We start from the raw sequence: 26,682 nt of genomic DNA, 5'->3' as shown, positions 1-26,682 counted from the left end.
GGGTCCCGCCGGCATCCTGAATCCGGACGCGGCTGGGCACTATCGCCGAGTAGCGACTGAACAAGATTACGGGAAGGTGACTCCCAGGGTCAAACCGGGTGGCACGGTAGTGCCTGCTTCCGGGCCGGTCGTGACCGGCCCGGAAGCGGAGGGTCACGCTTCGGCGTCCACCGGAGGTCCGGCGGGGCGCCCTGCGGCACGCCGCGAACGCGGTCGCCGCACGATCTCCACCGGCGTCTCGACCGGTGTGCTCGGCCCGGAATCCGACTCGGCCCCCGTCGACGTCCCGGTCGTCGCGGGGACGACGAACACCTTGGCTGCAGGCCCACCGTCACCGGTAGGCGCTGCGGCCGCCCGTGCGACCCTGCGTGCCCGACGGCGACGCGGAGCCGGTTCTGCGGCCTCGACGGAAGCCGCTCCGTCGGTGCTCTCCCCTGTGCCGGAGACGGCCGTCTCGGACACGGCAGCCTCGGGAACAGCGGTCTCCGCGACTGCGGCTTCGGCTGCTGCGACCTCTGCCTCGATCTCGGCGGGCTCGTCGGAGGCGGTCGTCACCGTGGTGGCGTCCTCCCTGGCGACGGGCTCCTTCGTCGGCGCGGCGACCTTCTCGGGCTCGACGGCCCGCAGCGGCTCGGTGACCTTGACCGGGTCGACGTCGCCCGCAGGTGCGGACGCCGCCTCGGATGCGGTCTCGGTCGCTGTCGGCTCTGCGGCCGGAGCGTCCGCGGCCGGTGTCGAGTTGTGCGCGGCCATCGCGAGCGCGACGGGGTGCGCGGCACGCTTGACGACCTCTTCGGGCGACGGCGTCGTGTGCGTCTCGGCGGCGGGCTCCTGCGAGCTCTTGTCGCGTCCACGCTTGCGCCGCGAACCACCGCCGGACGAACGACCGGAGTCGTCCGAGGACTTCGACTCGATCGGCTCCGAGTGCACGATGAGGCCGCGGCCGCTGCAGTGCTCACAGGTGGTGGAGAACGCCTCGACGAGACCGGTCCCGAGCCGCTTGCGCGTCATCTGGACCAGCCCGAGCGAGGTGACCTCCGAGACCTGGTGGCGGGTGCGGTCCCGGCCGAGGGCCTCGGTCAGGCGACGCAGCACGAGGTCGCGGTTCGACTCGAGCACCATGTCGATGAAGTCGACGACGATCATGCCGCCGATGTCGCGCAGGCGCATCTGGCGGACGATCTCCTCGGCCGCCTCGAGGTTGTTACGGGTGACCGTCTCCTCGAGGTTTCCGCCGGAACCGGTGAACTTGCCGGTGTTGACGTCGATGACGGTCATCGCCTCGGTGCGGTCGATGACGAGCGTGCCGCCGGACGGCAGCCACACCTTGCGGTCGAGAGCCTTCGCGAGCTGCTCGTCGATGCGGTGCGCACCGAAGACGTCCACCGAGTTCTCCGAGCGGTAGCGCTCGACGCGCGGCAGCAGGTCGGGTGCGACGGTCCGGATGTAGCTCTCGACGGTGTTCCACGCCGAGTCGCCCTCGATGACGAGCTTGGAGAAGTCCTCGTTGAACAGGTCGCGCACGACCTTCACGAGCAGATCCGGCTCCTCGTAGAGCGTCTTCGGCTGGCCCGATGCGTCGGCCTGCAGCTTCTCGGACTGCTCGCGGATCGACTCCCACTGCGTCTGCAGGCGGGTGACGTCGCGGGAGAGTTCCTCCTCGCTCACGCCCTCGGCGGCGGTACGGATGATCACGCCCGCCTCGGAGGGGACGATCTCACGGAGGATGTCCTTGAGTCGCTTGCGCTCGGTGTCGGGCAGCTTGCGGCTGATGCCCGTGGACGATCCGCCCGGCACGTACACCAGGAAGCGTCCGGCGAGGCTGATCTGGGTGGTCAGACGCGCGCCCTTGTGACCGACCGGGTCCTTGCTGACCTGCACGACCACCTGGTCGCCGGGCTTGAGGGCCTGCTCGATCTTGCGGGAGTTGCCTCCGAGGCCGGCGGCCTCCCAGTTCACCTCACCGGCGTAGAGCACGCCGTTGCGGCCACGGCCGATGTCGATGAACGCGGCCTCCATGGACGGGAGGACGTTCTGCACGCGGCCGAGGTAGATGTTGCCGACCATCGACGCCGACCCGGAGGTCGTGACGAAGTGCTCGACGAGGATGCCGTCCTCGAGCACCGCGACCTGCGTCATGCCCGCGTGGGAACCACCCGTGCGTTCGCGCACGACCATGACCCGGTCGACGGCCTCGCGGCGGGCGAGGAACTCGGATTCGGTGAGGATCGGGGGCCGGCGGCGACCGGCCTCGCGACCGTCGCGGCGACGCTGACGCTTCGCCTCGAGACGCGTCGAACCGCTGATGCCCTGGACCTCGTCCTTGGCGCGGCTCTTCGGACGCGGCTCCCGCTCGTGGACGACCGTGGGAACCGAGTCGTCGTCGGTGCTCGCGGTGTCGGTGTCGGAACCGCGACGACGACGGCGACGGCGGCGGCGACGGGACGTCCCCCCGCCCTGCTCGTCGTCGGTGTCGTGCTCGTCGCTGCTCTGCTCGTCGCCCGAGGCGGCCTCGTCGGAGGTGCTCTCCTCGGTGCCGGCGGTCTCCTCGGCGGGAGTCTCCGCTGCGGTGGACTCCCCTGCGGTGGACTCTGCTTCGGCGGACTTCTCCGTCTCCGCGGCGGCGGACTCGGAGTCCTCGCCGGTCGCGGTGGTCTCGTCCTGCTGGTCGGTGTCGGTGCCGTCCCCGCGGCCACGTCCACGACCGCGACGTCCGCGGCGGCGGCGACGCGGCTGGTCGTCCTGGTCTTCGTCCGCCTGCTGCGACGGTGCTTCCTCGGTGGACTCGGTGGACTCGGCGGCGGCCGGCTCGGCGGTCTGCTGCTCGTCCTCGGCCGGTGCCTGCTCGGTGTCCTTGCCGCGGCGTGCGCGCCGGCGACGCGGGCGGGTCTCCTCCTCCTCGGCAGGCGAGGGCACCTCGGGCTGGAGGAACAGCGGTGCAGCGACGATCGGCTCGGCCGTGGTGGACGGCTCGGGCATCTCGAACAGCGGCGTGCTCTGCTCCACCGAGGTGAACAGCCCGGTGGGTCCTCCGACGGAGGGGATGTCGAGTGCCTGCGGTGCGGTCTCGTCCGCGGTCTTCTCGGCGGGTCGCAGCTCGTCACCCTCGACCGGCACGGCCTCGGCCTCGGGAGCCGTCTCCGCCACAGCTTCGGGAGCCGTCTCGGCTGCAGCTTCGGGAGCCGTCTCGGCTTCCTGCACGGCGGGCTCGGCCGTGCCCGTGTCGTCGCTCAACGCAGCGTGCAGGTCCTCCGCGACATCGCGTGGGAGGGTCGAGTGCGCACTGCGCAGCTCGGTGCCGCGCTCGGCGGCTTTCGCGATCACCTGCTTACTGGTCAGCCCCAGCAGCTTGGCGAGGGCATGGACGCGGATCTTGGCAGGCAGACCGAGGAGGTTCCGTCCCCCTGTGTCCGACGCTTCGATCGAGTTGTTCTCCGGCGGCTCTTGATCGGCCACGTAGGTCTCCTAAGGCCCCCGGGCGCGTCCACCACCGACAACAGCGATGTGAGCGGCCACGCGGGGGCGCAGCTTGTGTACTCGCGCCGGGTGGGCGCGAGTCCTTCCGGTCTCGCATCGCGCGGTCGTCCGGTGCCCGTTTTCACTGCACGGCCGAGCAATGCCTGGCTTGATCGCGGGTCGAGCGCCGGAACATCCAGCGTGCCGCCGAGCGAGGTGTCTCCTTCGTCCTCGGCCACAGCGATGTCGGGCATCGATCCGTGATGTCGTTCGGCCGCTCCGCACGCGGTGTGTGCGGGGCAACCTCTGCCAGTATCCCACACGGAGATGCACGGATACGCCAACGGCGCCCCGGAGGGCGCCGTCGGCGGTGTCGGGAGGCGCGAAGCGCGACGCCCGGGAGGTTTCGTGAGCGACACGCCAGGCGCCGCTCGTGCGGGGCTGTTACTTCGCAGCCAGGGCGGGGAACCAGAGAGCAATCTCGCGCTCGGCGGACTCCACCGAGTCGGAGCCGTGGACCAGGTTCTCGCCCGGATCCAGACCGAGGTCGCCACGGATCGAGCCGGGCACGGCCTTCTCGACCGGATCGGTGCCACCGGCGAGCTGCCGGAACGCCGCGATCGCGCGGGGGCCTTCGAGGACCGCGGCCACGAGGGGGCCGCCGGTGATGAACTCGATCAGCGAGGGGTAGAAGGGCTTGCCCTCGTGCTCGGCGTAGTGCGCTCCGGCGACCTCCTCGGTCGCGGTGCGCAGCTCGAGAGCCACGATGTCCAGCCCCTTGCGCTCGATGCGCGAGAGGATCTCTCCGACGTGACGGCGTGCGACGCCGTCGGGCTTGATCAGTACCAGGGTCCGCTCAGTCACGCGACAAGCCTAGAGGTCGTCCCGCTGGCCCGGCAGCAGACCCCTGGATTCGCGATCCCTGATGTCCTTGCGCAGGTAGAAGATGTACGCCCACACCACGGCGAAGAGCACACCCACCGCACCGAACGCGAGGTCGACGAAGAAGCCCAGCACGGCGAGCACCTGCAACGTGATGTTGAACGGGATCGCCCACGACTTCTTCTGCACCCCGGCTCCGAGGAACATGAGAACGGCGAGGCCCACGACGTAGGTCGTCGACCACGCGCTCAGTCCCCCGCCGACGGTCGCGATCACCGGCAGCACCAGCAGCACCACGATCGCCTCGAGCACGAGCGTTCCCGCCATCACGCCGCGGAAGCCCTTCCAGGGGTCCGTCGTCGGCGGCCGGAACTTCTGTTCCTCCGGCTTGTCGGTGCTCACGCGGGATCCTTTCCGAACAGACTGCGGGCCGCACCTGCGGTCACCACCGAACCGGTGACCACGACCCCGGCGCCCGACACCGCTTCGCCGGGCTCGCCGACCTCCTCCGCGATCGCGATCGCCGTTTCGATCGCATCCGGGAGCGTCGCCGCGGTGACGACCCGTTCGTCGCCGAATCGGGCGACGGCGATGTTCGCGAGATCGTCGACGTCCATCGCCCGCGGCGACCCGTTGTGGGTGACGACGATCTCGTCGAAGACGGGTTCGAGCGCCTCGATCAGACCCGCGACGTCCTTGTCGGCCATCACGCTCACGACGCCCACGAGCTTGCGGAAGTCGAATTCCTGGGCGAGCGCGGCCGCGAGGGCCTTCGCGCCGTGCGGGTTGTGCGCGGCGTCGAGGAAGACGGTGGGCGCATTGCGCACCCGCTCGAGCCGGCCCGGCGTGGTCACCGACGCGAACGCGTCGCGCACCGCCTCCACGTCGAGCTGCTTGCCGGGGCCCGCCCCGAAGAACGCCTCGACCGCGGCCAGCGCGACCGACGCGTTGTGCGCCTGGTGCTCGCCGTGGAGCGGCAGGAAGATGTCGGTGTAGAGACCGCCGAGACCCTGCAGGTCGATCTGCTGTCCGCCGACGGCGACCGCGCGCCGCACCACCGCGAACTCGGAGCCCTGGCGGGCCACAGCCGCGTCGGCCTCGACGGCCTGCCGCAGCAGCACGTCCATCGCCTCGGGCTCCTGCTGCGCGATGATCGCCACGGTGTCGCGGGGCACGAGACCGTCGTCGGGTGCCTTCTTGATGATCCCGGCCTTCTCCCCCGCGATCTCCGTGAGGGTGTCGCCCAGATAACCCGTGTGGTCGATCCCGACGGGCGTGATCACCGCGACCTGCCCGGTGACGACGTTGGTGGCGTCCCACCGTCCGCCGAGACCCACCTCGACGACCGCCACGTCGACGGGTGCATCGGCGAATGCCGCGAACGCCATGGCGGTGGTGACCTCGAACTTGCTCATCTTCGGGCCACCGGCCGCCTCGGACTGTTCATCGATCATCCGGACGTACGGTTCGATGTCGCGGTAGGTGTCGACGTAGGTCCGCGGCGAGACCGGCGCGCCGTCGATGCTGATCCGCTCGGTGGCGAGCTGCAGGTGCGGGCTCGTCGTCCGGCCGACGCGGTGGTGCATGCGGGTGAGCAGCGCGTCGATCATCCGGGTCGTCGACGTCTTGCCGTTCGTGCCGGCGACGTGGATCGACGGGTAGCTGTTCTGCGGCGACCCGAGGATGTCCATGAGCGCGGCGATCCGCGCCAGGGAGGGCTCGATCTTCGTCTCCGGCCAGCGCTTGTCGAGCTCGGCTTCGACGAGCGTCAGTTCGGCCAGGTCCACCGGGGACGGCGCCCCCGGGGTGTCGGTGCTCACGCCGCGCCCAGCTCCTTCAGTCGTGCGGTGATCCGTGCGATTTCCTCTTCCGCGATCTGCTTGCGACCGCGGATCTTCTCGACCACCTGGTCGGGTGCCTTCGCGAGGAAGGCCTCGTTCGACAGCTTCGCGGAGGTGCCCGTCAGCTCCTTCTCCGCGGCGGCGAGATCCTTGCGCAGGCGGGCGATCTCGGCGCCGACATCGATGCTGCCGGAGGTGTCGAGCTCGACGGTGACCGTCGCGCGGCTCAGCCGGACCTCGATCGACGCGGTGGCCGAGAACGAGTCCTCCGGCGCGGTCAGGCGCGCGAGCGACTGCACGGCCGGCACCTGCGCGACGAGATCGGCGTCCTCGAGACCGACGAGCCGGGCCGCGACCTTCTGCGACGGCTTGAGGCCCTGGTCGCTGCGGAACCGGCGGATCTCGGTGACGAGCCTCTGCAGGTCGCCGACCCGCTGCGCCGCGGTCTCGTCGGTGGCGACCCCGGGCGCCTCGGGCCAGGACGCGATCACGACGGACTCGCCGCCGGTGAGCACCTTCCACAGGGTCTCGGTGACGAACGGGATGACCGGGTGCAGCAGGCGCAGCAGCTGGTCGAGGACGGTGCCGAGCACGACCTTGGTGCCGTCGGCGTGGGCGCTGCCGTCGGCGAGCTGGACCTTGGCGAGCTCGAGATACCAGTCGCAGACCTCGTCCCACGCGAAGTGGTAGAGCGCCTCGCACGCCTTCGAGAACTCGTAGTGATCGAAGGCCGCGTCGACCTCGGTGCGCACCTGCTCGAGGCGGTCGAGGATCCACCGGTCGGCGTCGGTGAGCTGGTCACGGGCCGGGAGCTCGCCGATCACCGCGCCGTTCATCAGCGCGAACTTGGTGGCGTTGAACAGCTTGTTCGCGAAGTTGCGCGACGACTGGGCGTGGTCCTCACCGACGGCGAGGTCGCCACCGGGGTTCGCGCCACGTGCCAGCGTGAAGCGCAGGGCATCGGCGCCGAAACGCTCGACCCAGTCGAGCGGGTCGATGCCGTTTCCGCGCGACTTCGACATCTTCTTGCCGAACTGGTCGCGGACGAGGCCGTGCAGGAACAGATCCCGGAACGGAACCTGCGCCTGGTGCACCGCGTCGTCGCCCGACACGTAGGTGCCGAACATCATCATGCGGGCGACCCAGAAGAACAGGATGTCGTAGCCGGTGACGAGAACGCTGGTGGGATAGAACTTGTCGAGCTCGGGGGTCTTCTCCGGCCAGCCCATCGTGGAGAACGGCCACAGGCCGGACGAGAACCACGTGTCGAGCACGTCCGGGTCCTGCTCCCAACCCTCGGGTGCGCTCTCGTCGGGACCGAAGCACTCGACCTCGCCGTTCGGGCCGTACCAGATCGGGATGCGGTGACCCCACCACAGCTGACGCGAGATGCACCAGTCGTGCATGTTGTCGACCCAGTCGAACCAGCGCGGTTCCTGGCTCGCCGGGTGGATGACGGTGTGGCCGTTGCGCACCGCGTCGCCGGCGGCCTTGGCGAGCTTGTCGACCTTGACCCACCACTGCATCGACAGGCGCGGCTCGATGGTCTCGCCGGACCGCTCGGAGTGGCCGACGCTGTGGAGGTAGGGGCGCTTCTCCGCGACGACGCGGCCCTGCGCGGCGAGTTCCTCGCGGATCGCGACGCGCGCCTCGAAACGGTCCATGCCGTCGAAACGGGTTCCGGAATCGACGATGCGGCCGGCCTTGTCCATGATCGTGGGCATCGGCAGGTCGTGCCGCAGACCCATCTCGAAGTCGTTGGGATCGTGCGCAGGCGTGATCTTCACTGCGCCCGTACCGAATTCGGGGTCGACGTATTCGTCGGCGATGATCGGGATCTGCCGCCCGGTGATCGGGTGCTCGAGCGTGGTGCCGATGATGTCCTTGTAGCGCTCGTCCTCGGGGTGGACCGCGACGGCGGTGTCGCCGAGCATCGTCTCCACACGAGTGGTGGCGACGACGACGTGCGGCTCGTCGTCGTTCAGGGAGCCGTAGCGCAGGGAGACGAGCTCGCCCTCGACCTCCTCGAACTTCACCTCGATGTCGGAGATCGCGGTCTGCAGCACGGGCGACCAGTTGACCAGACGCTCGGCGCGGTAGATCAGTCCCTCGTCGTAGAGGCGCTTGAACATCGTCTGCACGGCGCGGGACAGGCCCTCGTCCATGGTGAAGCGGTCGCGCGACCAGTCGACACCGTCGCCGATGCGACGCATCTGGCCCTGGATCATGCCGCCGGACTCGGCCTTCCACTGCCAGACCTTCTCGATGAAGGCCTCGCGACCGAGGTCCTCCTTCTTCTTGCCGTCGGCGGCGAGCTGCTTTTCGACGACGGTCTGGGTGGCGATGCCGGCGTGGTCCATGCCGGGCAGCCACAGCACCTCGTAGCCCTGCATGCGCTTACGGCGGGAGAGCACGTCCATGAGGGTGTGGTCGAGGGCGTGACCCATGTGCAGGCTGCCGGTGACGTTCGGCGGCGGCAGGACGATCGAGTACCCGGGCTTGTCGCTCGTGGGGTCGGCCTCGAAGTAGCCGGCGTCGACCCACTGCTGGTAGAGCTCCGCTTCGACGGCGCTGGGGTCCCAGCTCTTGGGAAGGGCGTCGGCGGGGTTCTGCGAGTTCTCTGGCGCACTGGTCACCCGTCAATCGTAAGCGTCGCGACGAACCTCCTGGACACGGGCCATGACAGAGATGGGCAAGGGTCGCGACAGAGACGGACAGGGGTCGCGACAGAAGAGTGTGGCCCGCTCCCCGACCGGGTATCGCAGTGCCGGGCGGCCGAATGCGCGGACGCCGAACGGACAGGACGGAGGACACCGTCATGATGCGGGCATTGATCTTCGCTGCAGGTGCAGCCGCGGGATTCGTCGCGGGGACCCGGGCGGGACGCGAGACCTACGACAAGATGCGGGGGCGTTCGAACGAGCTGTGGCACAACCCGGCGGTGCAGGAAAAGGTCATTCCTGCGGTACAGGACAAGGTGACGGAAGCGGCCGGCGTCGTGAAGGAGAAGGCGCCACACCTCCAGGAGACGGTCGGTGGTCTCGCCGAGAAGGTCACCCATCGCGGCGGATCGGGTCAGCACTCGGCCGGCTCCGGTTCCGCGACGAGCGAGTCGACACCGGCCACCGACGAGCCCACGCGTCCGCCGGCCTCGCCGGGCGACCAGCCGCGCCCGCCCGAATAGCGAGGCAGTAGACCCCGAGCGGACGTCCTCGGTCAGCCCAGCTCGTCCGGCAGGTCGAGCGGGCGGCCGAGCACGTGCTCGGACAGGAACGCCTCGACGGTCCGGTACCAGATCTTCGAGTGCTGCGGCTTCAGCACCCAGTGGTTCTCGGACGGGAAGTACAGGAAGCGGTGGACGGTGGTGCCGTCGTCCTCGGCGGGCCGCCCCGATTCGTCGAGCAGCTCGTACCACAGGCGCAGGGCTTCGCCGATCGGGACGCGATAGTCCTTGTCGCCGTGGATCACGAGCATGGGCGTGACGATGTCGGCGACGAACAGGTGCGGTGAGTTCTCGACCGCCATCTCCGGGGTCATCTCCCGCTGCCAGTACCAGGCCACGTCGGTGGTCGGCGTGAACTGGTCCAGCGCCCACAGGCCGGCATGGGTGACGACCGCGCGGAACCGGTCGGTGTGCCCCGCGATCCAGTTGGCGAGATATCCGCCGAACGATCCGCCCATCACCGCGGTCCGTTCCTCGTCGATGTCGGCGCGCGCGACCGCAGCATCGGTGACGGCCATCAGATCGGTGTACGGTTCGCTCCCCCACCGTCCCCAGCCACGCCGGACGAAGTCGTCGCCGTATCCCGTGGACAGTGCGGGATCGGGCAGCAGCACCGCATAGCCGCGGGCGACGAGGAGCCACGGGTTCCAGCGCCACGACCACGTGTTCCAGCTGCTCAGCGGACCACCGTGCACCCACAACAGCATCGGCGCGGGGTCGTCGGGGGACGCGGTATGCGGAAGTGCGAACCACGCCCGCACCGGCGTGCCGTCGGCGGCTTCGGTGGTCAGTTCCTCGAGGCGTCCCGGCAGTTCCGGGAGCGCAGCGGGAGCACGTAGCGGCGTAACGGTGCCGGCGTCGGGTCCGGTGACATCGATGCGCACGGGGTGCGGCGGTGCTTCGTAGGAGGCCCGCAGCGCGTATGCCGTGCTGCCGTCGGGTGCGAGGCAGACGTCCGTGTAGGCGGCGTCGTCCGGGGTGACGCGGTCGGGCTGCTCGGACCCGAGTCGCTGCACGAACACCGGCGCGCGTCCGTGATCGTCGGCGGTGAGCACGAGACCGGAACCGTCGGGCAGCCAGGTGACGGAAGTGGGACGTCTGTCCCATCTACGGGCCTCGATTGTCGTGGTTCCGCTCGCGATGTCCAGGACGCGGACGGTGATCTGCGGCGGGTTCTCCGCGTCGCTCATCGATTCGTGCAGGTAGGCGAGCTTCGTCCCGTCGCGCGAGATCGACGGGTGCGTCACGTCGCCGGTCTCGTCGTCGACGAGCGGGGTGCGCAGGCCGGTGCCGAGATCGACCCGCACGAGCGTGACGCGGCGCGAGGCGAGCGGACCGGGGACCACCCATGTCGCGGCGGCGAACGAACCGTCGGCAGCGATGTCGACGGAGCCATCACGCAGCGACCCTCGGATCCCGGGCGTGAGGTCGGTGAACCCGTCGCCGCTCTTGTCCGGGACGAGCAGGTGCGGCTGGTCGGGCCCGAGATCGTGGTCCCAGTAGCGCACCGGATAGCCCGTGTGCAGCACCGCGGTCACGGCCCCGTCCTTGCGGGCGTCCCGGATCCGTTCGTCGTCGGACTCGCTGTGACCGAGGACGGACGCGACGAGGACGATCCGGTCGGCCTCGGACGCCGCGTGCGCCGATACGAATCCACCCTTGCGAGATCCGACCTGCTCGGCCTCGCCGCCCGCCGCGGGCAGTCGCCACAGCGACACCGGCGGGTCGTCCTTGCCACGTGCGGCGGTGAACAGCAGGTCGCCGGTCGCGGTGAAGGTCGGGTTCGATTCACCCGTGGTGCCGTGGGTGAGGCGTCGCGCCGGAGCGTTGCCTTCGGGATCCACCTCCCACAGGGCCCCGGTGTACGAGGTGGCCTTCTCGTCGAGCGTCGACTGCGTGATCACCAGGCGTTTCCCGTCCGGAGACATCGTGAGGGAGGTGACGCGGGGAAGCGTCAGGTAATCGTCGAGCTCGTGGAAGGCCGTCATGCCTGGACGATATCGGGAGCGACGGTGGGCGGTCCGCAGGTGGCACCGGGTTCGTCTGTAACCTGGTCGTTCGGCGGGTACATCCCGTGGCAACGCCGTCTCCCAGTCCGAACGGAGCACTCACATGGTCGACCTCGCATACGTCATCGCCGGCTCGGAAGCGACCGGTGGCGCCGGTCTGCAGGTCGACCTCAAGACGTTCCAGCAGCTCGGTGTGTACGGGGTGGGCACCACGACGTGCATCGTCTCGTTCGACCCGAAGAACAACTGGGGCCACCGCTTCTTCCCCGTTCCGGCCGACGTGATCGCCGAGCAGATCGAGGCCGCCACCGCCGCCCACGATCTCGACGTGGTGAAGATCGGCATGCTGGGCACGCCCGCGACGATCGACGTCGTCGCCGAGGGTCTCGAGAAGCAGGACTGGCGGCACGTCGTGCTCGACCCGGTCCTGATCTGCAAGGGCCAGGAGGCCGGCGCAGCGCTCGACACCGACAACGCGCTGCGCGCGCAGGTGCTCCCCCACGCCACGGTCGTCACCCCGAACCTGTTCGAGGCACGCACCCTGTCCGGCATGGACGAGATCACCTCCGTCGACCAGCTCATCGAGGCCGCACGTCGCATCCACGACCTCGGCCCGAAGTACGTCGTCGCGAAGGGCGGCGTCGAACTCGACGGTGAGGACGCCGTGGACGTGCTGTTCGACGGCTCCGAGGTCACCCTCCTGACGGCCCCGAAGGTCGGCAACGAGCGCGTCTCCGGTGCCGGCTGCACCCTCGCTGCTGCGATCACCGCCGAACTCGCGAAGGGCGCGTCGGTCGCCGACGCCGCGGCCCGCGCGAAGGATTTCGTCACGGCCGGGATCAAGGGACGCGTGTCCGCCAACACCCCGTTCGACACCGTCTGGCAGGGCGTCTGATCCGAGAGCGGATCGGTACCCGTCAGCGCGGCTGCCGCCACATCCCCCACAGCGTCGGCCCGCCGCCGGGGATGACGATGGCGCGGGTGACCTCGAACCCGAACCGCTCGTAGTAGGGGACGTTCGATTCCTTGCTCGACTCGAGGTAGGCGGGAGCGTGTTCGGCGTCGGCGCGGTCGAGGCCGGCCTTCATGAGGGCTGTGCCGAGACCGGTCCCCCGCGCGGCAGGTGAGGTGCCGATCGTCGACAGGTACCAGTGCGGCTCGCCCGGATGCGCCGCGTCGAGGGTTTCGTTGACCTGCCCTCCCCGCTTCATGTATCTGCCGAGCGCCGCGGAGAAGCCGGGCAGAAGGCGGAGCGAGGTCCACACATTAGTGCGCCACCGTCCGGGCGGCGCCCACATCGCCGCCCCTCCGACCGTCCCACCGGACTCGGCGATGTCCGTGGCTCCCAAGGGCACCATGTGATGCCGGGCGTCGACGGCGAAGAATCGGGTCATGCGGCGGATCCGGTGCTCCTCGTCCGGGAACATCCACACGAAGACCGGATCGTCGAAGAACGCCTCGGCGATCACCCGAGCGAAGACCGGAATGTCGCGGCGCGTGGCGGTTCTCGGTTCGACGGCCATGTCGGCAGCCTACGACGAAGACGTGCCCGACGACCTGCCTTCCGTCGCCAGTTCCTTCGCGAGGGGCGTGGGGAACCGCGGCATCACCCGCACCCCACCGAGCCAGTCGTCGAGGCGGTCGGCTTCCTCGCGTAGCACCGCGGTGCCCTCTGCGCCGATGTCCTCGAGCAGGTGCAGGCTCACCGCTCCCGTGTCGGTCTGCCACCACGTGCCGACGATCCGTCCGTCCCACCAGGCGGTGGGACCGGCGTTGCCGTTGGAGTCGAACAGCGCCTCCTTGTACGGACCCAGATACCACCCGCGTTCGGTCCACCCCATGACCGTGGGATCCAGACCGGGCAACAGCACACCCCACGGTTCGACTTCGCCCTGCTGTTCGAGGTCGTCGGGCAACAGGTAGCCGGGACGGCCGTCGAGATCGACCTCCACCACGTCGAGTTCGGCGAGGGCCGCGCGGACGGCAGTGAGGGTGGATCCGAGCCACCACTTCAGGTCCGCCTCGGTGCCGGGACCGAATGCGCGCAGCCACATCCGCACGAGTTCGCGCACACCCGTCGCCTCGTCGACGGGGTCGATGGCCGAGCCCAGCCACGACTCCGTGGTCGTCCAGGTGGGGCGCGACACCCGCCACGACCCCTTGTTCGACGCCCGAACCACTTTTCCCTCGGCGGAGAGCACCGTGAGCACGCGAGGCGCGAAGGTGACCGGCCCACCCCAGGATTTGCCGGCACCGAACTCCAGCGCGCCGTCGAGGAGCGGGATCTCGGTCTCGAGCTCGCTCGATGTCGCCTCCCGCCCGTCGGCCAGGGCGGTGAGGATGTGGCGGCTCACCTCGTCGAGCCAGCTCTCGCCGTCGTCGTGCAATCCGGCCTTCACGACGTCCTTGACGACCGTGCGTCGCTGTGCGGCGGCGACCCGGGCGCTCGCCCCTGCCTGCACCACCGGGAGGGTGTCGCGCGGGACGACGAAGACGGTGCGCCGCATGGCCATGTGTTTGACCAGGGCGCGGTCGTCGTAGAGCGCCCTGTGGAGGTCGGCCACAGTGAAGTCGCCGACCCGCGCCCACGCCGACAGGTAGACGGTCGCTGGGTCGGTGCCGTGCAGGCACACCAGGCTCCTCGCGGCATCGACCGCATCGGACGCGCGGTGCTTCGGGTGCAGGCGGTGCCTGGCGGCAAGTCGTGCTCGGCGTTCGGTTGCGTCGATCCTGCGCACAGCCATGGCCGACATCGTAGAGGTGGTGTCCGACGCAGGAGGGCTACCGACGAGCCGAATCGACAACTGCGGGGAGGTCGTGTGCGAGTTTCTCGAGAATTCCGCACACAACCTCCCCGAAATCCGTGTTCAGGGCCGGACGCCGCCGTAGGTGCGCAGCCAACGCAGACCCGGTCCGCGGGTACGCGTGATGCCCTTGTAGTCGGCCATGTCGTCGGGAAGTTCGTCGAGGACCGAGTGGAGACACTCGGACCACTCGGGCACCCGGGCGATGTCCTCGAACGACAGCAGGTGTGTGCGGATGAGGAACATGATCGCGCCGGAGACACCGAGACGCACGAGATGCTGGACCTCGACGCGGAGGTGCAGGCGAGGTCCGACGTCCTCGAGCGGCCCCTCGGCGAGCAGTCGGCGGTCGCGGCCCCATTCGGGATAGGTTTCGGTGGACTGGTCGAGTCGACGGTCGACGCTGAGCGACCAGTTCGTGCGTCGGTAGCAATGTCCCGCCTGCAGACCCATGAGGAACTGCTCGGCGCGCGGGATCACTCCTTCGGTGTGGACGCGCGGGACGGGCCCGTGGATCTGGCGGAAATTCATGCCGACGTCGAAGCGCAGCGACCAGTCGGCCGCGAAGGTGACCAGGCCGGCGTCGCCCCAGAGGGCACCTTCGCGCTGGTCGAGCAGGACGACGTCCTCCTGGAGGTGCCTGCCGATGAAGCGCAGAGGCGGCTCGGGCAGCGTCGACCGATCACCGAAGACGAAGGGCTGTTCGACGCCGAGCGCGCGATTGACGAACAGCCGCGCCTCACGGTCGCGTTCGAGTGCGAAGGTCTCCGGGTACGCGTCGGCGAGCATCCGCATGAGCGTGACCATCGCGTCCCACTGCGCGATCTCCATGTGCGGCAGAGACTGGAACCGGGTGGGGTCGGTGGTGAGGATCCGCTCTCGTTCGGCGAGGTCGTCGAGATAGTGGTCGTCGATGTCGACGGGATGCCGACCCCATCCGCCCGCGGCGGTCGCAACGGGACTTCCGGCAGGTTCGACGTTGGTGCTGTAACGATAGGCGTCACGAGCGAACGGAAACGGGAAGCGCGCGATCCGATCGGGGAGACCGAGGTCGTCGTCGCGGACGGCGAGATCGATTGTCGTACTCACAGATCCAGCTCCAATCGTGGTCCGTTCGATCGGGAGACGCACGGCATCATGCAGTCTCCCGCGTCCTTCTCCTCAGCACTCAGGTACAGATCGCGGTGGTCGATCCCTCCGCTCGTCACGGGCAGTCGACACTCACCGCACACGCCCTGCCGGCACAGGTTGGGCACTGCGACCCCGCGACTTTCGAGTGCGTCGAGCAGGCTGACGCCCGAGTCGACGGCGACGTCGATGCCGCGGCGGGTCAGGTGAGCGACGAACGGTTCTCCCGGGTCGAGGTCGCCGACCCCGAATCGCTCGTAGTGCACACGCGCGTCGGGCCACCCCGCACGACCGGCACGTTCGCAGAGTTCGTCGACGAGGCCGGCCGGACCGCACATGTACAGGTGGGTGCCGATGGGCTGCTCCAGCAGCGCCTGCCCCATCCGCTCCCGGAAGTCCTCGCGCGCCGTGTAGGTGTGCAGACGCGGTCCGCACAGATCATGCAGTTCGTCGAGGTGGGCATCGTCGCCGTCACGGAAGACGTAATGCACCTCGAACGATCGTCCCCACTGCACGGCGGCGCGGACGTGGGACAGGATCGGAGTGATCCCGATGCCACCCGCGACCAGCAGATGGTGTCGGGCCGTGAGGATCGGAGCGAACGCGCTGCGCGGTGTGCCGACCGGGACTCGGTCACCGATCCGGAGGTCGTGGACCCACTGCGACCCGCCGCGACCGGAGTCCTCCAGCCGCACCGAGATCGCGTAGTGGTCGGGCTCGAAAGCGGGACCGGTCAGGGAGTACGAGTTGCGATGCGGTCGCCCGCCGGGTCCGGTGCCGCAGGTGACGACGACGTGGCTACCGGGCGTGAAGGAGGGAAGCGTGCAGCCGGCAGGGTCCACGAGGCGGACGTGTCGCACGGTGGGGGTCAGCGCGATCGTCGCCGCGACCGTCAACTGGAGTTCCGCTCTGCCGGCCGAGTTGCCCACCAGGACGTCGGATGTCAGCGTCATGGGCGTTCCTCCGCGTCGACGGCGAAGCCGAGATAGGCGGCGTGCAGCCGGGAGACATGGTGGTGGACGACGAGTTCCGAGGCGCAGGTGGGACAAGTGGTGGACTGTCCGACCGCGACGTGGGCGGCGTGCGTCGAATGGCAGTGCGCGCAGTAGACGGTTCGTGTCGCCGAATCCACGGGGAGGGGAAGGATCTCGTCGTCGAGGAGTCCTGCGGCCACGGCGGCCGATCGTGCGGCCAGCACTGCCGCTTCCGGTCCGACCAGTACGAGGCGCCATCCCACGCGTGCTGCGCTCGCCTGCCGCTCCAGGATCTGCGCGGCCGTGCCACCCCACTCCTCCGGCAGGCGGATCCAGTCGACCCGACGACCCCCGAAGGACGATACGAGACTGCGTGCCTGGCCCTGGGCGGCGTCACCGAAGGACAGGACGGTCACGTAGCGACCCCCACCGGCGATGCGCCGCTCCTCGTCCCATCTCGGGACGCTGGTGGTGTCCACACAGACGCTCACGCGATCACCTGCGCCTTCCGGCAGCCCGAAACGACAGGAAAACGGTTGTAGTGGTGTCTGTCTCGGGCATGAGAACTCCTCGGGAGGACCTACGTGGATACGCCGGGTGTGGCAATACCGATCGCTGATGTGAAACAGACGATAATGCGAAGAAACACTGCGATGAGTTGCCACTCGGTTAACGCGTGTAACCGATTCCTCTCGGAGGCACGACGTTCGGGCCGCAGACACCGAGGGCCGCGGCCCGAACGAGGAGTTCGTCAGCTCTCCGGAGCGAAGAACGCACGGTGCCAGATGCGCGTTACGATCTGCGCGGCATGCTCGAGAGGCATGGGCGTAGCCTGCATCTCCTCCTGGGCGTACCAGACGTAGGCCGACTGCTCCACCATGCACGCCACGGCTTCGACCACGCCCCTGATGTCGACGCCGTCGACCTCGTCCATCCCGCACTTGACCCGCAGAACGGTGGCGAAGCGGTCGATGTGCCGGTTGCGCATCTGCCACCAGAACTGCCGGAACTGCGGATCGACGTTCGCCGCCTCGACCAGCGTGCGCATGATGTCGCGGTTGTCGTAGTAATGCGTCAGATAACCGGTGTTCGCTTCGAGCAGCGCCTGGTAGGGATCGTCCTCGATGCGGTGCTCGGTTGCGCCGCTGGCACGGAACAGGTCGTCGTGCGTGTCGGCGATCAGCGCGGAGAACAGATCTTCCTTGTCGCTGAAGTACCTGTACAACCCGCCGAGCGACATCCCCGCTTCCGTCGCCACGCCACTCATCGTGGCGCCGACGTATCCGTCGCGGGCGAAGACCGCACGGGCGGCTTCCAACAGTTTCGTGCGGGTGCGGCGCCCCTTGGTGGTGTTCGGTAGGTGCGGCATATCCCCCCCTTTCCTTGCGGGAATCGTAACCGGTCAACACAATCGTCATCAGAGTTAACAAAAAAGCGATGTCACTCTCTTGACGTGAGCCACGTTACTCCCCCAGAATCGTCACAACAACATCGCGCAGACCCCGCAGCGCCCTTCTTCTTCATCGTTTCCATCGAACGGAGTCCCTGTGAATTCCTGTGCAACCACTCTCGCCACCGCAGCACCGGGCGGTCACGTCGCCGGCGCCCGGACTCCCCTCGATTCGTTCCTCGGGCACCTCGACACCGACCCCCACGCCCTCGCCGTCCGCGACGACCGGGGCCACTCCCTGACCCGCGCCGAACTGTGGGAGCTCGCCGCCGACATCGAGCACGAACTCGCCGCCCACGGTCTGGGCCGGGGCGACATGGTGATCGTCTGCATGCCCAACTGGACCGAATGGATGGGTGCCTATCTCGGAGTCGTCCGCGGTGAGATGGTCGCAGGGACCCTGCCGGTGACCACCGATCCGCGATCCATTGCCTACACCGCGAATCTCGTCGGCGCGAAGGCCGTCGTCCTTCCCCGTTCGCATCGCGGACGCGACTTCGTCGCCGAATCCGAGGTCCTGGCAGCAGAACTCGGACGCGAGGTTCAGATCCTCCTGGTCGACGGCCAGGACGGAACCCGCACCTGGCGCAGTTTCGACGGCCCGCCGGCGACGATCCCCGCCTACCCGGACGATCTCGTGCACGTGCTGTTCTCGTCGAGCACCACCGGCAAGTCGAAGGCGATCGCGCATTCCGAGGCGAGCCTGAGCGCCTACAACCGGATGGTCATCGATCGCTACGAGGTCTCCGGCGAGCGTCCGATCTTCATGCCGTCCCCGCTCGGCCACAGCACAGGCTTCTGGCACGGCGCCCGGATGTCGCTGATGACAGGTGCGGCACTGATCCTCCAGGACGCCTGGGACCCGCGCCGCGCTCTCGACCTCGTCGAACAGCACGGCTGCGAGATCACCGTAGCCGCAACTCCTTTCCTCAAGGACATCGTCGACACCGCGTGGGATTCCGCCACCCCGAAGCTGGCCGGGATGCGCATCTTCCTGTGCGGCGGTGCCCCCGTCGCCCCGAGCCTCATCGAACTGGCGCAGGAGCAGATGCCCGACACCCGTATCGCGGCGATCTGGGCGATGAGCGAAGGTGGAGCGACCTCGAGCCTCCCCGACGACTCCACCGAGCTCGTCGCGTACACCTGCGGCAAGGTGATGCCCGGCGTCACCCTCGAGGTCGTCCGCGAGGACGGCACGCTCGCACCGCGCGGGACCGACGGCGAGATCGTCATGCGCACTCCGTCGCTCTTCCTCGGATACATCGGGCAGGAGCAGCTCTACCGCGAGTCGTTCACGGCCGACGGCTGGTTCCGCACCGGCGACACCGGAATCGTGGACGACAACGGCTACCTGAGCCTGACCGGACGACTCAAGGACCTCATCATCCGCGGCGGTGTCAACATCTCCCCCGTCGAGATCGAGAACGCGATTTCCGGACACCCGCAGATCGCGCGCGTGGCGGTCGTCGGCAGCCCCGACGAACGACTCGGCGAACGCATCTGCGCGGTGATCCAGCCGCTCGGCACCGCCCCGACCCTCGACGAACTCGTCGGATGGCTCGCGGAGCGCGACGTGCCCCGGCGGTTGTGGCCGGAGTCGATCCGCATCCTGCCCGCCATGCCGGAGACCCCCGCCGGAAAGATCCGCAAGAACGTTCTCAGAGAACTGATCTCGTCAGGAGAAGATATGACCAGCAGCACCGTCGAACTCACGACGCAGAGCGTCACGCTCCGCGACATCGACGTGACCTACACCCGCGCCGGTGAGGGCCCCGCGGTGGTGCTGATCCACGGCCTCGCCGAGGATCACCGCAGCTGGCGCACCGTCCAGGAGACCGGCCTGCCGGTTACCACCTACGCCTACGACCTCCGCGGGCACGGACGCACCACCGTCGGTTCCCCCGAAGGCACGCTCGCCCAGCTGCGCGACGATCTGATCGCCTTCCTCGAGGAGGTCAGCGGTCCCGCGATCTGCGTCGGCTTCTCCCTCGGTGGCACCGTCGTCCTCTCCGCCGCAGCCGAGCGCCCCGACCTCGTGACCAAGGTCGTCGCGCTGGGTACCTCGAGCGTCGTCGGCCGCGGCGCTGCCGGCTTCTACGCCGGTCGCATCGAGCTGTTCCGCGGCGACGACAGCGAAGCACAGCGCTCCGCCCTCCGCGACGACACCGCCGCCGCCCTGCACAATCCCGACTCCGACCTCGACGCCGTCACGGACTTCCGCCTCGAGGCGGTCGGTGCGGCGCAGGGTTACATCAACGCGTCCACCGCGATGGCCGCACTCGTCGACGCGCCGCTGACGCCCGAGCTCTCCCGTATCGCGCCCGACACCGAGGTCGCGATCGTCGGCGCCGACCATGACACCTTCTGCCCGAAGAAGGCCGCGGACATCATCCTCGGCGCGATCGAGCACGCCACCTACCACGAGATCACCGGCGCCGGGCACCTGATGCTCGTCGATCAACCGGAACAGTCGATCGAAATCCTGCGCGGGCTCCTCTCCTGAGAAGCGCTGCGACCGAGAACTTCCAGTACACCGCTCTTCGAAAGGCTCCATGATGCAAGAACGCCCCACCGCCCTCGTCACTGCCGCCGCGGGCGCAGGGATCGGCGCCGCGATCGCCACCCGCCTCGCCGCAGACGGTTTCGATGTCGTCATCACCGACGTCCACGAGCGCCGCAGTCAGGAACTCGCCGCGAAGCTTGCCGCCGAATACGGACGCGACTTCGACAGCTACGTCCTCGACGTCACCGACGAGGCCCGTGTCGAAGCTGTCGTGTCCGAGATCGCCTCGAAGAAGGGCCGACTCGACGTTCTCGTCAACAACGCCGGCTGGAGCAAGATCGAGCCCGTCGCCGAGATGTCCTCGGAGACCTGGAAGCGCTGCCTCGACGTCGACCTCAACGGCACCTTCTACACGATGCGCTACGCGCTTCCGGTGATGCAGAAGAACAACTCCGGCGCCATCGTCAACATCAGCTCGATCGCCGCCTACGAGACCAGCACCGAGCACGGCGCCGCCTACTCCGCCGCCAAGGCCGGTGTCCTCGCACTCACCCGCGTCGCCGCCGCCGAGAACGGCAAGCACGGCATCCGCGTCAACGCCATCACCCCGGGCCTGATCTACAACGACTTCCTCCGCAAGATCTACCCGGACGAGTTCTTCTCCGGCTACGCGGAGAACCGCTCTCTCGTCGGCCGTGTCGGCCGCCCCGAGGACGTTGCCGGTCTCGTCTCGTTCCTCGTCGGACCCGACGCCGGTTACGTCACCGGTGAGGTCTACGGCATCAGTGGTGGGGTGCATCCGCATGGCTGACAACCCGCTGCGCCTGACCGTTCGCGAGCTCACCGACGCCTACGCGCGCGGCGATCTGAACCCGATCGACGTGACCGAGCAGGTTCTCGACCGGATCGACCGGTTCGATCCGGAGGTGCGCGCATACGTGGCGGTCACGGCCGATCTGGCACGGCTGCAGGCCGCCGAGGCGGCCGAACGCTACCGCCGCGGTGAACGCGCACCCCTGCTCGGGGTTCCGGTGTCCATCAAGGACGCCTTCCACCTGGCCGACACGGAGACCGGACTCGGGTCGCTCACCCAGCGCGGGCGCGTCGCCCGATCGGATTCCGGTGCCGTCGCGCGGCTGCGCGCGGCAGGATCGGTGATGCCCGGTAAGACGAGCGTGCCCGAGTTCTGCCAGTCCGCCACCAGCGACAATCTGCTCGGACCCGAGACCGGCAATCCGTGGGACCCGACGCGCACCCCGGGCGGTTCGAGCGGCGGCGCGGCGGCCTCGGTCGGCGCCGGCCTCGCGACGATCGCCCTCGGTTCGGACGGCGGCGGATCCATCCGGATCCCCGCGGCCTTCAGCGGGCTCGTGGGATACAAGCCCACCACCGGCCTGTGCGCCGACGAGCGTGGTTTCCGGGCGATGACGGATTTCGTCACCGCCGGTCCCCTCGCCTGGACGGTGGACGATGCCCGCATCATGACCGAGGTCCTCGCGGAGACGACCTTCGCCCGTGCCTCGGCGCCGAACCGGCGGATCGCCTTCTGTCCCCGCCCGGACGGCCGGCCCGTCGATCCGGCGATCGTCCGCACGCTGGAGTCGGTCGCGGCCACCTTGTCCGATCTCGGGAACGAGGTCGTCGAGACCGACATCCCGATCCAGGGATGGAACGAGATCTTCGGTCCCCTCGTGCTCGACGACGAACTCCGCGAGCGGGCCCACCTGCTCGACCGGCCGGAGTTGCTCACCCCGTACGAGCAGGCAAGTCTGCGCGCCGCGATGCAGTTGAGCAGTGCGGACGTCGCCGTGGCCCGCCAGGCACTACCCGACTTCCGCCGGCGCATCGATGCCTTCCTCCATCGCTTCGATGCGATTCTCACCCCGACGGTGGCGACGGTCGCGTTCCCACACGACCAGCGGCCGAAGACCATCGACGGTGAGAAGGTGGACTGGCTGTGGGGCGCCTTCCCGTTCACGTCCCCATTCAATGTGGCCGCCACTCCGGCGATCTCGCTGCCGGCCGGCGTCCACGACGGTCTCCCGATCGGTGCTCAGCTCGTGGCGGCGCAGGGACGCGACGCGGATCTGCTGAACCTCGCCGAGTCTCTGGAGGCCGCACTCGCGTTCGACTACGCGCCGGTGCGCGAGCGCTGGGCCGACGTGGAATCCCGCGAACCGGAGCCCGTACCATGAGCGCCGGGCTCGACCGCCGGCGGCACGGATCCGTGCTCGAGGTCGTACTCGACCGCGCGGAACGACGGAATGCGCTCTCGCGCGCTCTGCTGACCGAGATCCGGCAGGTCTTCGCCGATCTTCCGGAGGACGTCCGCGCAGTGGTGCTGACGAGTTCGGACCGGGTGTTCTGTGCCGGTGCGGATTTCGCAGACCTGACCGGGACGTCCGCGGATCTCGACTACGACCGGGACCTCGAGGACGCGTGCTCGGCGATCCGGAGCAGCGCGGTGCCGGTGGTCGCGGTCGTGGACGGAGCGTGCGTTGGCGCCGGCGTCGAGCTGGCGACCTCGTGCGACGTCCGGATCGCGGGTCCGAAGGCGTGGTTCCGTGTCCCGGCGGTCGAGCTCGGCCTGCTCTACAACCCGGCGTCGATCCGCCGGATCCACGCGGTGCTCCCCCGCACGACGATCACCCGGTTACTGGTGCTCGCCGAACGCTTCGACGCCGACGACGCACTCCGCAGCGAACTGGTCACCCACACGGCCGACGGAGATCCCCGCGAACAGGGGCTGACCCTCGCAGAGCGCCTCTCCGGCCTTCCCCGCGACGCTCTCGCCGCGACCCACTCACTGCTCCACCACCTCGACGAGGGTCGTTACGACGACGTCGAATGGCAGGGAACCCGGATCCGATTGATGGACAGCCCCGATCGGAACGCCGCCGTCGCGGCCGCCTCCGAGCGGCACGGCACCCCCGCCTCCTGACCCTCTCTCCACCCGAAGGAAAGTTCATGAACGCAGTTGCCTCCCTGAAGGGCTACGACCTCGGTAGCCGTGTCGTGTCGTACGACGAGTCCGATGCGATCCTCTACGCACTGTGCGTCGGGGCGCAGCCCGGTCAGTTGCCGCTGGTCTACGAACGGGACCTGCACGTGCTGCCGACCTTCGGGCTGGGTCTCGGTCTGTGGGCGGTCGAGGAGGCCGGGGAGCTCGGTGCCTACGACCGCTTGAAGTCGCTCCATGCCGCGCAGCAGTTGACGGTCCACGCACCGTTCCCCCGCTCGGGCAAGATCGAGATGCGCGCCCACGTCACCGATGTCTGGGACAAGGGATCCGCTGCGACCGTCGACATCGCCGTCGAGTGCGAGCAGTTCACCGCGACCTACGCGATCCACCTGCCCGGCTCGGGTGGTTGGGGCGGGGAACGTGCCCCCTCCACGCCTCGGGTCGATCTCGAGGACGCCCCGTTCCGGGCGGACACATACATCGCGGCGAATCTTCCTGCCCTGTACCGCCTGACCGGCGATCTACACCCCGTTCATATCGACCCGGAGGTCTCCTCGGGGTACGGTTTCGAGCGCCCCATCCTGCACGGCCTGTGCACGCTGGGTATCGCCGCCCGCACGGTCGCCGAGGCCGCCGGAGCCCAGCCGTGGGAACTCCGCGAACTCCGCGCCCGCTTCGCAGCCCCCGTCCTGCCCGACGCGACGCTCACCGTCCGCGCGCAGGCGTCCGGCACCGAGGTCGACTTCGACGCCCGGATCGATACGACGGGTGTGCTCTCCGGCGGTCACGCGAGCTTCTGATCGCGTACTGCCAGATGTCCGGTTCTACCCCCAAGGAAATCCTCCGCCCCACAAGCAGTTCCCGCCGAAAGGGACTCCGATGACCGCACACGCCGCTTCCAGCTTCGGAACCAAGCAACAAAAACGAGCGTTTCTCGCCAGCCTCGTGGGCACCACCGTCGAATGGTTCGACTTCTTCATCTACGCGACCGCCGCGACGCTCGTCTTCTCGACGATCTTCTTCCCCGAACTGGGGTCGAACGTCGGCATCCTCGCCTCCTTCGCGACCCTCGGTGTCGCCTTCCTGGCCCGTCCGGTCGGCGCGTTCGTCTTCGGTCATCTCGGGGACCGCCTCGGGCGCCGCACGACGCTGATCACCACGCTGACCGTGATGGGAGCCGCCACCGGCCTCATCGGTCTGCTCCCCACTTGGGATCAGGTCGGTATCTGGGCACCGATCATGCTCACCGCCCTCCGCTTCCTGCAGGGCGTCGCAGTCGGCGGCGAGTGGGGCGGCGCCGTCCTCATGAGTGTCGAGAACGCGCCGAAGACCCGCGAACGCTTCTACGGCTCCGCACCCCAGATCGCGAGTCCGCTCGCGCTCGTGCTCGCCACGGTCGTCATGTACTTCGTGGCCCGCATGCCCAACGACCAGCTGATGTCGTGGGGATGGCGGATCCCGTTCCTCGCCGGCTTCGTCCTCGTCCTGATCGGTCTCGTCATCCGGCTCGGCGTCGAGGAATCGAGTGAATTCACCGAGGTGAAGGAGACGGGCACCGTCACGAAGAACCCGATCGCCACCGTCCTGCGCACGATGCCGAGCCGCGTGCTCGCCGGTATCGGCCTGCAGGCCAGCGTGATCGTGCTGTTCTACCTGATCACCACATACATGCTCACGATGGCGACCAACATTCACGGGTTCACCAAGAGCGACACCCTGATGATCCTGCTCATCGCTGCGACGATCGACCTCTTCGCGATGGTCGGCGTCGGCATCCTCTGCGACCGGTTGTCCGCCTGGACGGTCTTCGTGGGCGGGGTGGTCTTCACCGGCGCCTTCGCATTCCCGCTGTTCGCCCTGTTCAACACCGGCAACATGGGGCTGATGATCGTCGCGTTCTCCGCGGCCCTCGTGCTCGGTCACGCCACGACCTACGCGGTGGTCTCGAGCATGACGGCCAACCTGTTCCCGACCGAGGTCCGCTACAGCGGCGTCGCCCTGTGCAGCGCGTTCTCCGGTGTCGCGTGGGCGGCTCCGACCCCGCTCGTCGCCGCCGCTCTCGTGCCGACCGACGGCTCGCAGCACTGGTGGCCGCTCGCCGCGATCCTCGTCGGCACCGCTGTCGTCTCGTTCGTCGCCGCGGCCTCCATGCGGAGCCATTTCACCACCGGGACGGCGAGCGACGATCGTGACGACCAGTCCCGCGACCTGCGGGTCCGCGTCGGCGACCCCGCCTGAGCACCACCCATCCGAACGACCAGGAGATTCTCATGACTGTGATGCTCAGCGAGGAGCAGCGTGAGTTCGGGGCGGCAGTCCGCGAATTCTGCCGCCGCGAGGTGGGCACGCGTGAACAGCGCGACAAGCTCACCGACTGCGGTCGCGAAGGGCACAGCCTCGAACTGAACCGGCGGATCGCCGAACTCGGATGGGCCGCCATCAACGTCCCCGAGGAGTACGGCGGGGCCGGCGGCAACCATGTCGACCTGTGTGTCCTGCTCGAGGAACTTCACCGCGGTCTCGCCCCGGTCCCGTGGCACGGCACGACCCTGATCACCGCCGGGATCTACACCAAGTTCGCGAGCGAGGAACTCAAGCGATCGGTGCTCGGCCGGCTCGCCGAGGGTGCCGCGCTGGCGATCGCGATGTCCGAACCGGAAGCCGGTTCCGACGTCGCGGCGCTGACCTGCCGCGCCGAGCACACCGCGGACGGCTGGATGATCAACGGTCAGAAGACGTGGATCACCAACGCCCATCAGGCGGACAGCATCCTCCTGGTCGCCCGTACCGAGCGTGGCGAGAAGAAGCACCACGGGCTCACCATGTTCCACGTGCCGGCCGACACGCCGGGACTGACGATCAAGGGCATCGACACACTCAACGGAACCGAGGTCAACGACCTCTACTTCGCCGACTGCGTGCTGCCCGCCGACTCGGTGGTCGGTGAGGTCGGGCAGGGCTGGGCCCAGCTCATGCCCGGCCTGGCCACCGAGCGGCTGATCCTCGCCGCGCAGATGCTCGGCACCGCCGAACGCGCCTTCGACGACGTGCTGGCGTTCGTCTCCGAGCGCACCCAGTTCGGCAACCGGGTCGGCTCGTACCAGGCGATCAAGCACCGCATCGCCGATCTCGCGACGGAGATCGAGTGCACCCGCCTGCTGGTCTACAGCGTCGCGCACCGCGCGGATGCCGGCGACGACCCACAGGGGTTGGCTCGCGCGTCGTCGATGGCGAAGCTCAAGGCAACCGAGGTCGCGAAGAACACTGCCCTCGATGGCATGCAGATGATGGGTGGCTACGGCTACTCCACAGAGTTCGACATGGCCCAGCACGTGCGTGCAGCACTGGGCGCCACCATCTACGGCGGCACCAACGAGATCCAGCGGGACATCATCGGGAACTCGTTCGGGCTTCGGTAGAACACCCTCTCCACCACACTGCAGCGGCGGG

The 26,682-nt window shown here is 68.8% G+C and carries 21 protein-coding genes; 9 read left to right on the top strand and 12 right to left on the bottom strand.

Going from position 1 to position 26,682, the window contains the following annotated elements; all coding sequences use genetic code 11:
- Window positions 1-153: 153 nt before the first annotated feature.
- From ACNJ7K_RS21030 to ACNJ7K_RS21010, 5 genes are all read right to left on the bottom strand, one after another.
- Window positions 154-3,456, bottom strand: a complete 3,303-nt coding sequence (locus tag ACNJ7K_RS21030; RefSeq protein ID WP_487042144.1) for a translation initiation factor IF-2 N-terminal domain-containing protein — start codon at window positions 3,454-3,456, stop codon at window positions 154-156.
- Window positions 3,457-3,900: 444 nt separating this feature from the next.
- Complete coding sequence (gene ndk, locus ACNJ7K_RS21025) at window positions 3,901-4,320, bottom strand: nucleoside-diphosphate kinase (RefSeq protein ID WP_006551181.1); 420 nt, start codon at window positions 4,318-4,320, stop codon at window positions 3,901-3,903.
- A gap of 9 nt (window positions 4,321-4,329) precedes the next feature.
- The gene (locus ACNJ7K_RS21020; protein WP_487042143.1) at window positions 4,330-4,740 is read right to left on the bottom strand and encodes a DUF4233 domain-containing protein; all 411 of its coding nucleotides are present in this window, start codon (window positions 4,738-4,740) and stop codon (window positions 4,330-4,332) included.
- The gene (gene folC, locus ACNJ7K_RS21015; protein ID WP_006551179.1) at window positions 4,737-6,158 is read right to left on the bottom strand and encodes a bifunctional tetrahydrofolate synthase/dihydrofolate synthase; all 1,422 of its coding nucleotides are present in this window, start codon (window positions 6,156-6,158) and stop codon (window positions 4,737-4,739) included. The genes ACNJ7K_RS21020 and folC overlap by 4 nt, the downstream gene beginning before the upstream one ends.
- Window positions 6,155-8,815, bottom strand: a complete 2,661-nt coding sequence (locus tag ACNJ7K_RS21010) for a valine--tRNA ligase (RefSeq protein WP_487042142.1) — start codon at window positions 8,813-8,815, stop codon at window positions 6,155-6,157. The genes folC and ACNJ7K_RS21010 overlap by 4 nt, the downstream gene beginning before the upstream one ends.
- A 182-nt stretch (window positions 8,816-8,997) precedes the next feature.
- Between ACNJ7K_RS21010 and ACNJ7K_RS21005 the strand changes: the two genes are divergently transcribed.
- Window positions 8,998-9,363 carry a hypothetical protein gene (locus ACNJ7K_RS21005; protein WP_060651104.1) on the top strand — a complete coding sequence of 122 codons (366 nt, stop codon included), beginning with the start codon at window positions 8,998-9,000 and terminating at the stop codon, window positions 9,361-9,363.
- Window positions 9,364-9,395: 32 nt separating this feature from the next.
- On the opposite strand, the gene ACNJ7K_RS21000 is transcribed toward ACNJ7K_RS21005, so the two are convergent.
- On the bottom strand, window positions 9,396-11,390 hold the full coding sequence (locus ACNJ7K_RS21000; RefSeq protein ID WP_487042141.1) for a S9 family peptidase: 1,995 nt from the start codon (window positions 11,388-11,390) through the stop codon (window positions 9,396-9,398).
- Window positions 11,391-11,514: 124 nt separating this feature from the next.
- Between ACNJ7K_RS21000 and thiD the strand changes: the two genes are divergently transcribed.
- Entirely contained in the window at window positions 11,515-12,306 is a 792-nt protein-coding gene (thiD, locus tag ACNJ7K_RS20995; RefSeq protein ID WP_120282216.1) for a bifunctional hydroxymethylpyrimidine kinase/phosphomethylpyrimidine kinase, read from the top strand.
- 22 nt (window positions 12,307-12,328) lie between these two features.
- Here the strand turns inward: thiD and ACNJ7K_RS20990 are convergent, their stop codons facing one another.
- From ACNJ7K_RS20990 to ACNJ7K_RS20965, 6 genes are all read right to left on the bottom strand, one after another.
- Window positions 12,329-12,934, bottom strand: coding sequence for a GNAT family N-acetyltransferase (locus ACNJ7K_RS20990; RefSeq protein ID WP_120282215.1), 606 nt, complete (start codon window positions 12,932-12,934; stop codon window positions 12,329-12,331).
- 9 nt (window positions 12,935-12,943) lie between these two features.
- Window positions 12,944-14,155, bottom strand: coding sequence for a winged helix DNA-binding domain-containing protein (locus ACNJ7K_RS20985; protein ID WP_120284162.1), 1,212 nt, complete (start codon window positions 14,153-14,155; stop codon window positions 12,944-12,946).
- Window positions 14,156-14,278: 123 nt separating this feature from the next.
- Entirely contained in the window at window positions 14,279-15,304 is a 1,026-nt protein-coding gene (locus ACNJ7K_RS20980) for a heme-dependent oxidative N-demethylase family protein (protein WP_487042140.1), read from the bottom strand.
- On the bottom strand, window positions 15,301-16,296 hold the full coding sequence (locus ACNJ7K_RS20975; protein ID WP_487042139.1) for a PDR/VanB family oxidoreductase: 996 nt from the start codon (window positions 16,294-16,296) through the stop codon (window positions 15,301-15,303). The genes ACNJ7K_RS20980 and ACNJ7K_RS20975 overlap by 4 nt, the downstream gene beginning before the upstream one ends.
- A complete protein-coding gene (locus ACNJ7K_RS20970) occupies window positions 16,293-16,808 on the bottom strand; it encodes a dimethylamine monooxygenase subunit DmmA family protein (RefSeq protein ID WP_487042138.1) in 516 nt (171 codons plus the stop codon). Before ACNJ7K_RS20970 ends, ACNJ7K_RS20975 begins: the two co-directional genes overlap by 4 nt.
- Window positions 16,809-17,068: 260 nt before the next feature.
- Complete coding sequence (locus tag ACNJ7K_RS20965) at window positions 17,069-17,686, bottom strand: TetR/AcrR family transcriptional regulator (RefSeq protein WP_120282212.1); 618 nt, start codon at window positions 17,684-17,686, stop codon at window positions 17,069-17,071.
- Window positions 17,687-17,864: 178 nt separating this feature from the next.
- Between ACNJ7K_RS20965 and ACNJ7K_RS20960 the strand changes: the two genes are divergently transcribed.
- From ACNJ7K_RS20960 to ACNJ7K_RS20930, 7 genes are all read left to right on the top strand, one after another.
- On the top strand, window positions 17,865-20,270 hold the full coding sequence (locus ACNJ7K_RS20960) for an alpha/beta fold hydrolase (protein WP_487042137.1): 2,406 nt from the start codon (window positions 17,865-17,867) through the stop codon (window positions 20,268-20,270).
- Between the two features lie 49 nt (window positions 20,271-20,319).
- Entirely contained in the window at window positions 20,320-21,081 is a 762-nt protein-coding gene (locus tag ACNJ7K_RS20955; protein ID WP_120282210.1) for an SDR family NAD(P)-dependent oxidoreductase, read from the top strand.
- Window positions 21,074-22,465 (top strand): amidase, encoded by a 1,392-nt coding sequence (locus ACNJ7K_RS20950; RefSeq protein ID WP_487042136.1) that lies wholly within the window; start codon window positions 21,074-21,076, stop codon window positions 22,463-22,465. The genes ACNJ7K_RS20955 and ACNJ7K_RS20950 overlap by 8 nt, the downstream gene beginning before the upstream one ends.
- Window positions 22,462-23,211 carry an enoyl-CoA hydratase/isomerase family protein gene (locus ACNJ7K_RS20945; RefSeq protein ID WP_487042135.1) on the top strand — a complete coding sequence of 250 codons (750 nt, stop codon included), beginning with the start codon at window positions 22,462-22,464 and terminating at the stop codon, window positions 23,209-23,211. The genes ACNJ7K_RS20950 and ACNJ7K_RS20945 overlap by 4 nt, the downstream gene beginning before the upstream one ends.
- Before the next feature lie 26 nt (window positions 23,212-23,237).
- The gene (locus tag ACNJ7K_RS20940; protein ID WP_059383885.1) at window positions 23,238-24,032 is read left to right on the top strand and encodes a MaoC/PaaZ C-terminal domain-containing protein; all 795 of its coding nucleotides are present in this window, start codon (window positions 23,238-23,240) and stop codon (window positions 24,030-24,032) included.
- A gap of 79 nt (window positions 24,033-24,111) precedes the next feature.
- Complete coding sequence (locus ACNJ7K_RS20935) at window positions 24,112-25,470, top strand: MFS transporter (RefSeq protein ID WP_487042134.1); 1,359 nt, start codon at window positions 24,112-24,114, stop codon at window positions 25,468-25,470.
- 32 nt (window positions 25,471-25,502) lie between these two features.
- The gene (locus ACNJ7K_RS20930; protein ID WP_487042133.1) at window positions 25,503-26,651 is read left to right on the top strand and encodes an acyl-CoA dehydrogenase family protein; all 1,149 of its coding nucleotides are present in this window, start codon (window positions 25,503-25,505) and stop codon (window positions 26,649-26,651) included.
- Window positions 26,652-26,682: the final 31 nt, after the last annotated feature.

Origin of the sequence: Rhodococcus shunpengi (genome assembly GCF_048381395.1) — a bacterium.
Lineage (GTDB): Bacteria > Actinomycetota > Actinomycetes > Mycobacteriales > Mycobacteriaceae > Rhodococcus.
Note: the sequence above shows the minus strand (reverse complement) of the source record. Positions and strands in the feature narration are given on the sequence as shown.

Coding starts and splice junctions, on each gene's coding strand:
- ACNJ7K_RS20950 (WP_487042136.1), top strand. CDS start 21,074: ATGGCTGACAACCCGCTGCGCCTGACCGTTCGCGAGCTCACCGACGCC.
- ACNJ7K_RS20965 (WP_120282212.1), bottom strand. CDS start 17,686: ATGCCGCACCTACCGAACACCACCAAGGGGCGCCGCACCCGCACGAAA.
- ACNJ7K_RS20940 (WP_059383885.1), top strand. CDS start 23,238: ATGAACGCAGTTGCCTCCCTGAAGGGCTACGACCTCGGTAGCCGTGTC.
- ACNJ7K_RS20930 (WP_487042133.1), top strand. CDS start 25,503: ATGACTGTGATGCTCAGCGAGGAGCAGCGTGAGTTCGGGGCGGCAGTC.
- thiD (WP_120282216.1), top strand. CDS start 11,515: ATGGTCGACCTCGCATACGTCATCGCCGGCTCGGAAGCGACCGGTGGC.
- ACNJ7K_RS20990 (WP_120282215.1), bottom strand. CDS start 12,934: ATGGCCGTCGAACCGAGAACCGCCACGCGCCGCGACATTCCGGTCTTC.
- ACNJ7K_RS20935 (WP_487042134.1), top strand. CDS start 24,112: ATGACCGCACACGCCGCTTCCAGCTTCGGAACCAAGCAACAAAAACGA.
- ACNJ7K_RS20955 (WP_120282210.1), top strand. CDS start 20,320: ATGATGCAAGAACGCCCCACCGCCCTCGTCACTGCCGCCGCGGGCGCA.
- ACNJ7K_RS21005 (WP_060651104.1), top strand. CDS start 8,998: ATGATGCGGGCATTGATCTTCGCTGCAGGTGCAGCCGCGGGATTCGTC.
- ACNJ7K_RS20975 (WP_487042139.1), bottom strand. CDS start 16,296: ATGACGCTGACATCCGACGTCCTGGTGGGCAACTCGGCCGGCAGAGCG.
- ACNJ7K_RS20945 (WP_487042135.1), top strand. CDS start 22,462: ATGAGCGCCGGGCTCGACCGCCGGCGGCACGGATCCGTGCTCGAGGTC.
- ACNJ7K_RS20985 (WP_120284162.1), bottom strand. CDS start 14,155: ATGGCTGTGCGCAGGATCGACGCAACCGAACGCCGAGCACGACTTGCC.
- ACNJ7K_RS21000 (WP_487042141.1), bottom strand. CDS start 11,390: ATGACGGCCTTCCACGAGCTCGACGATTACCTGACGCTTCCCCGCGTC.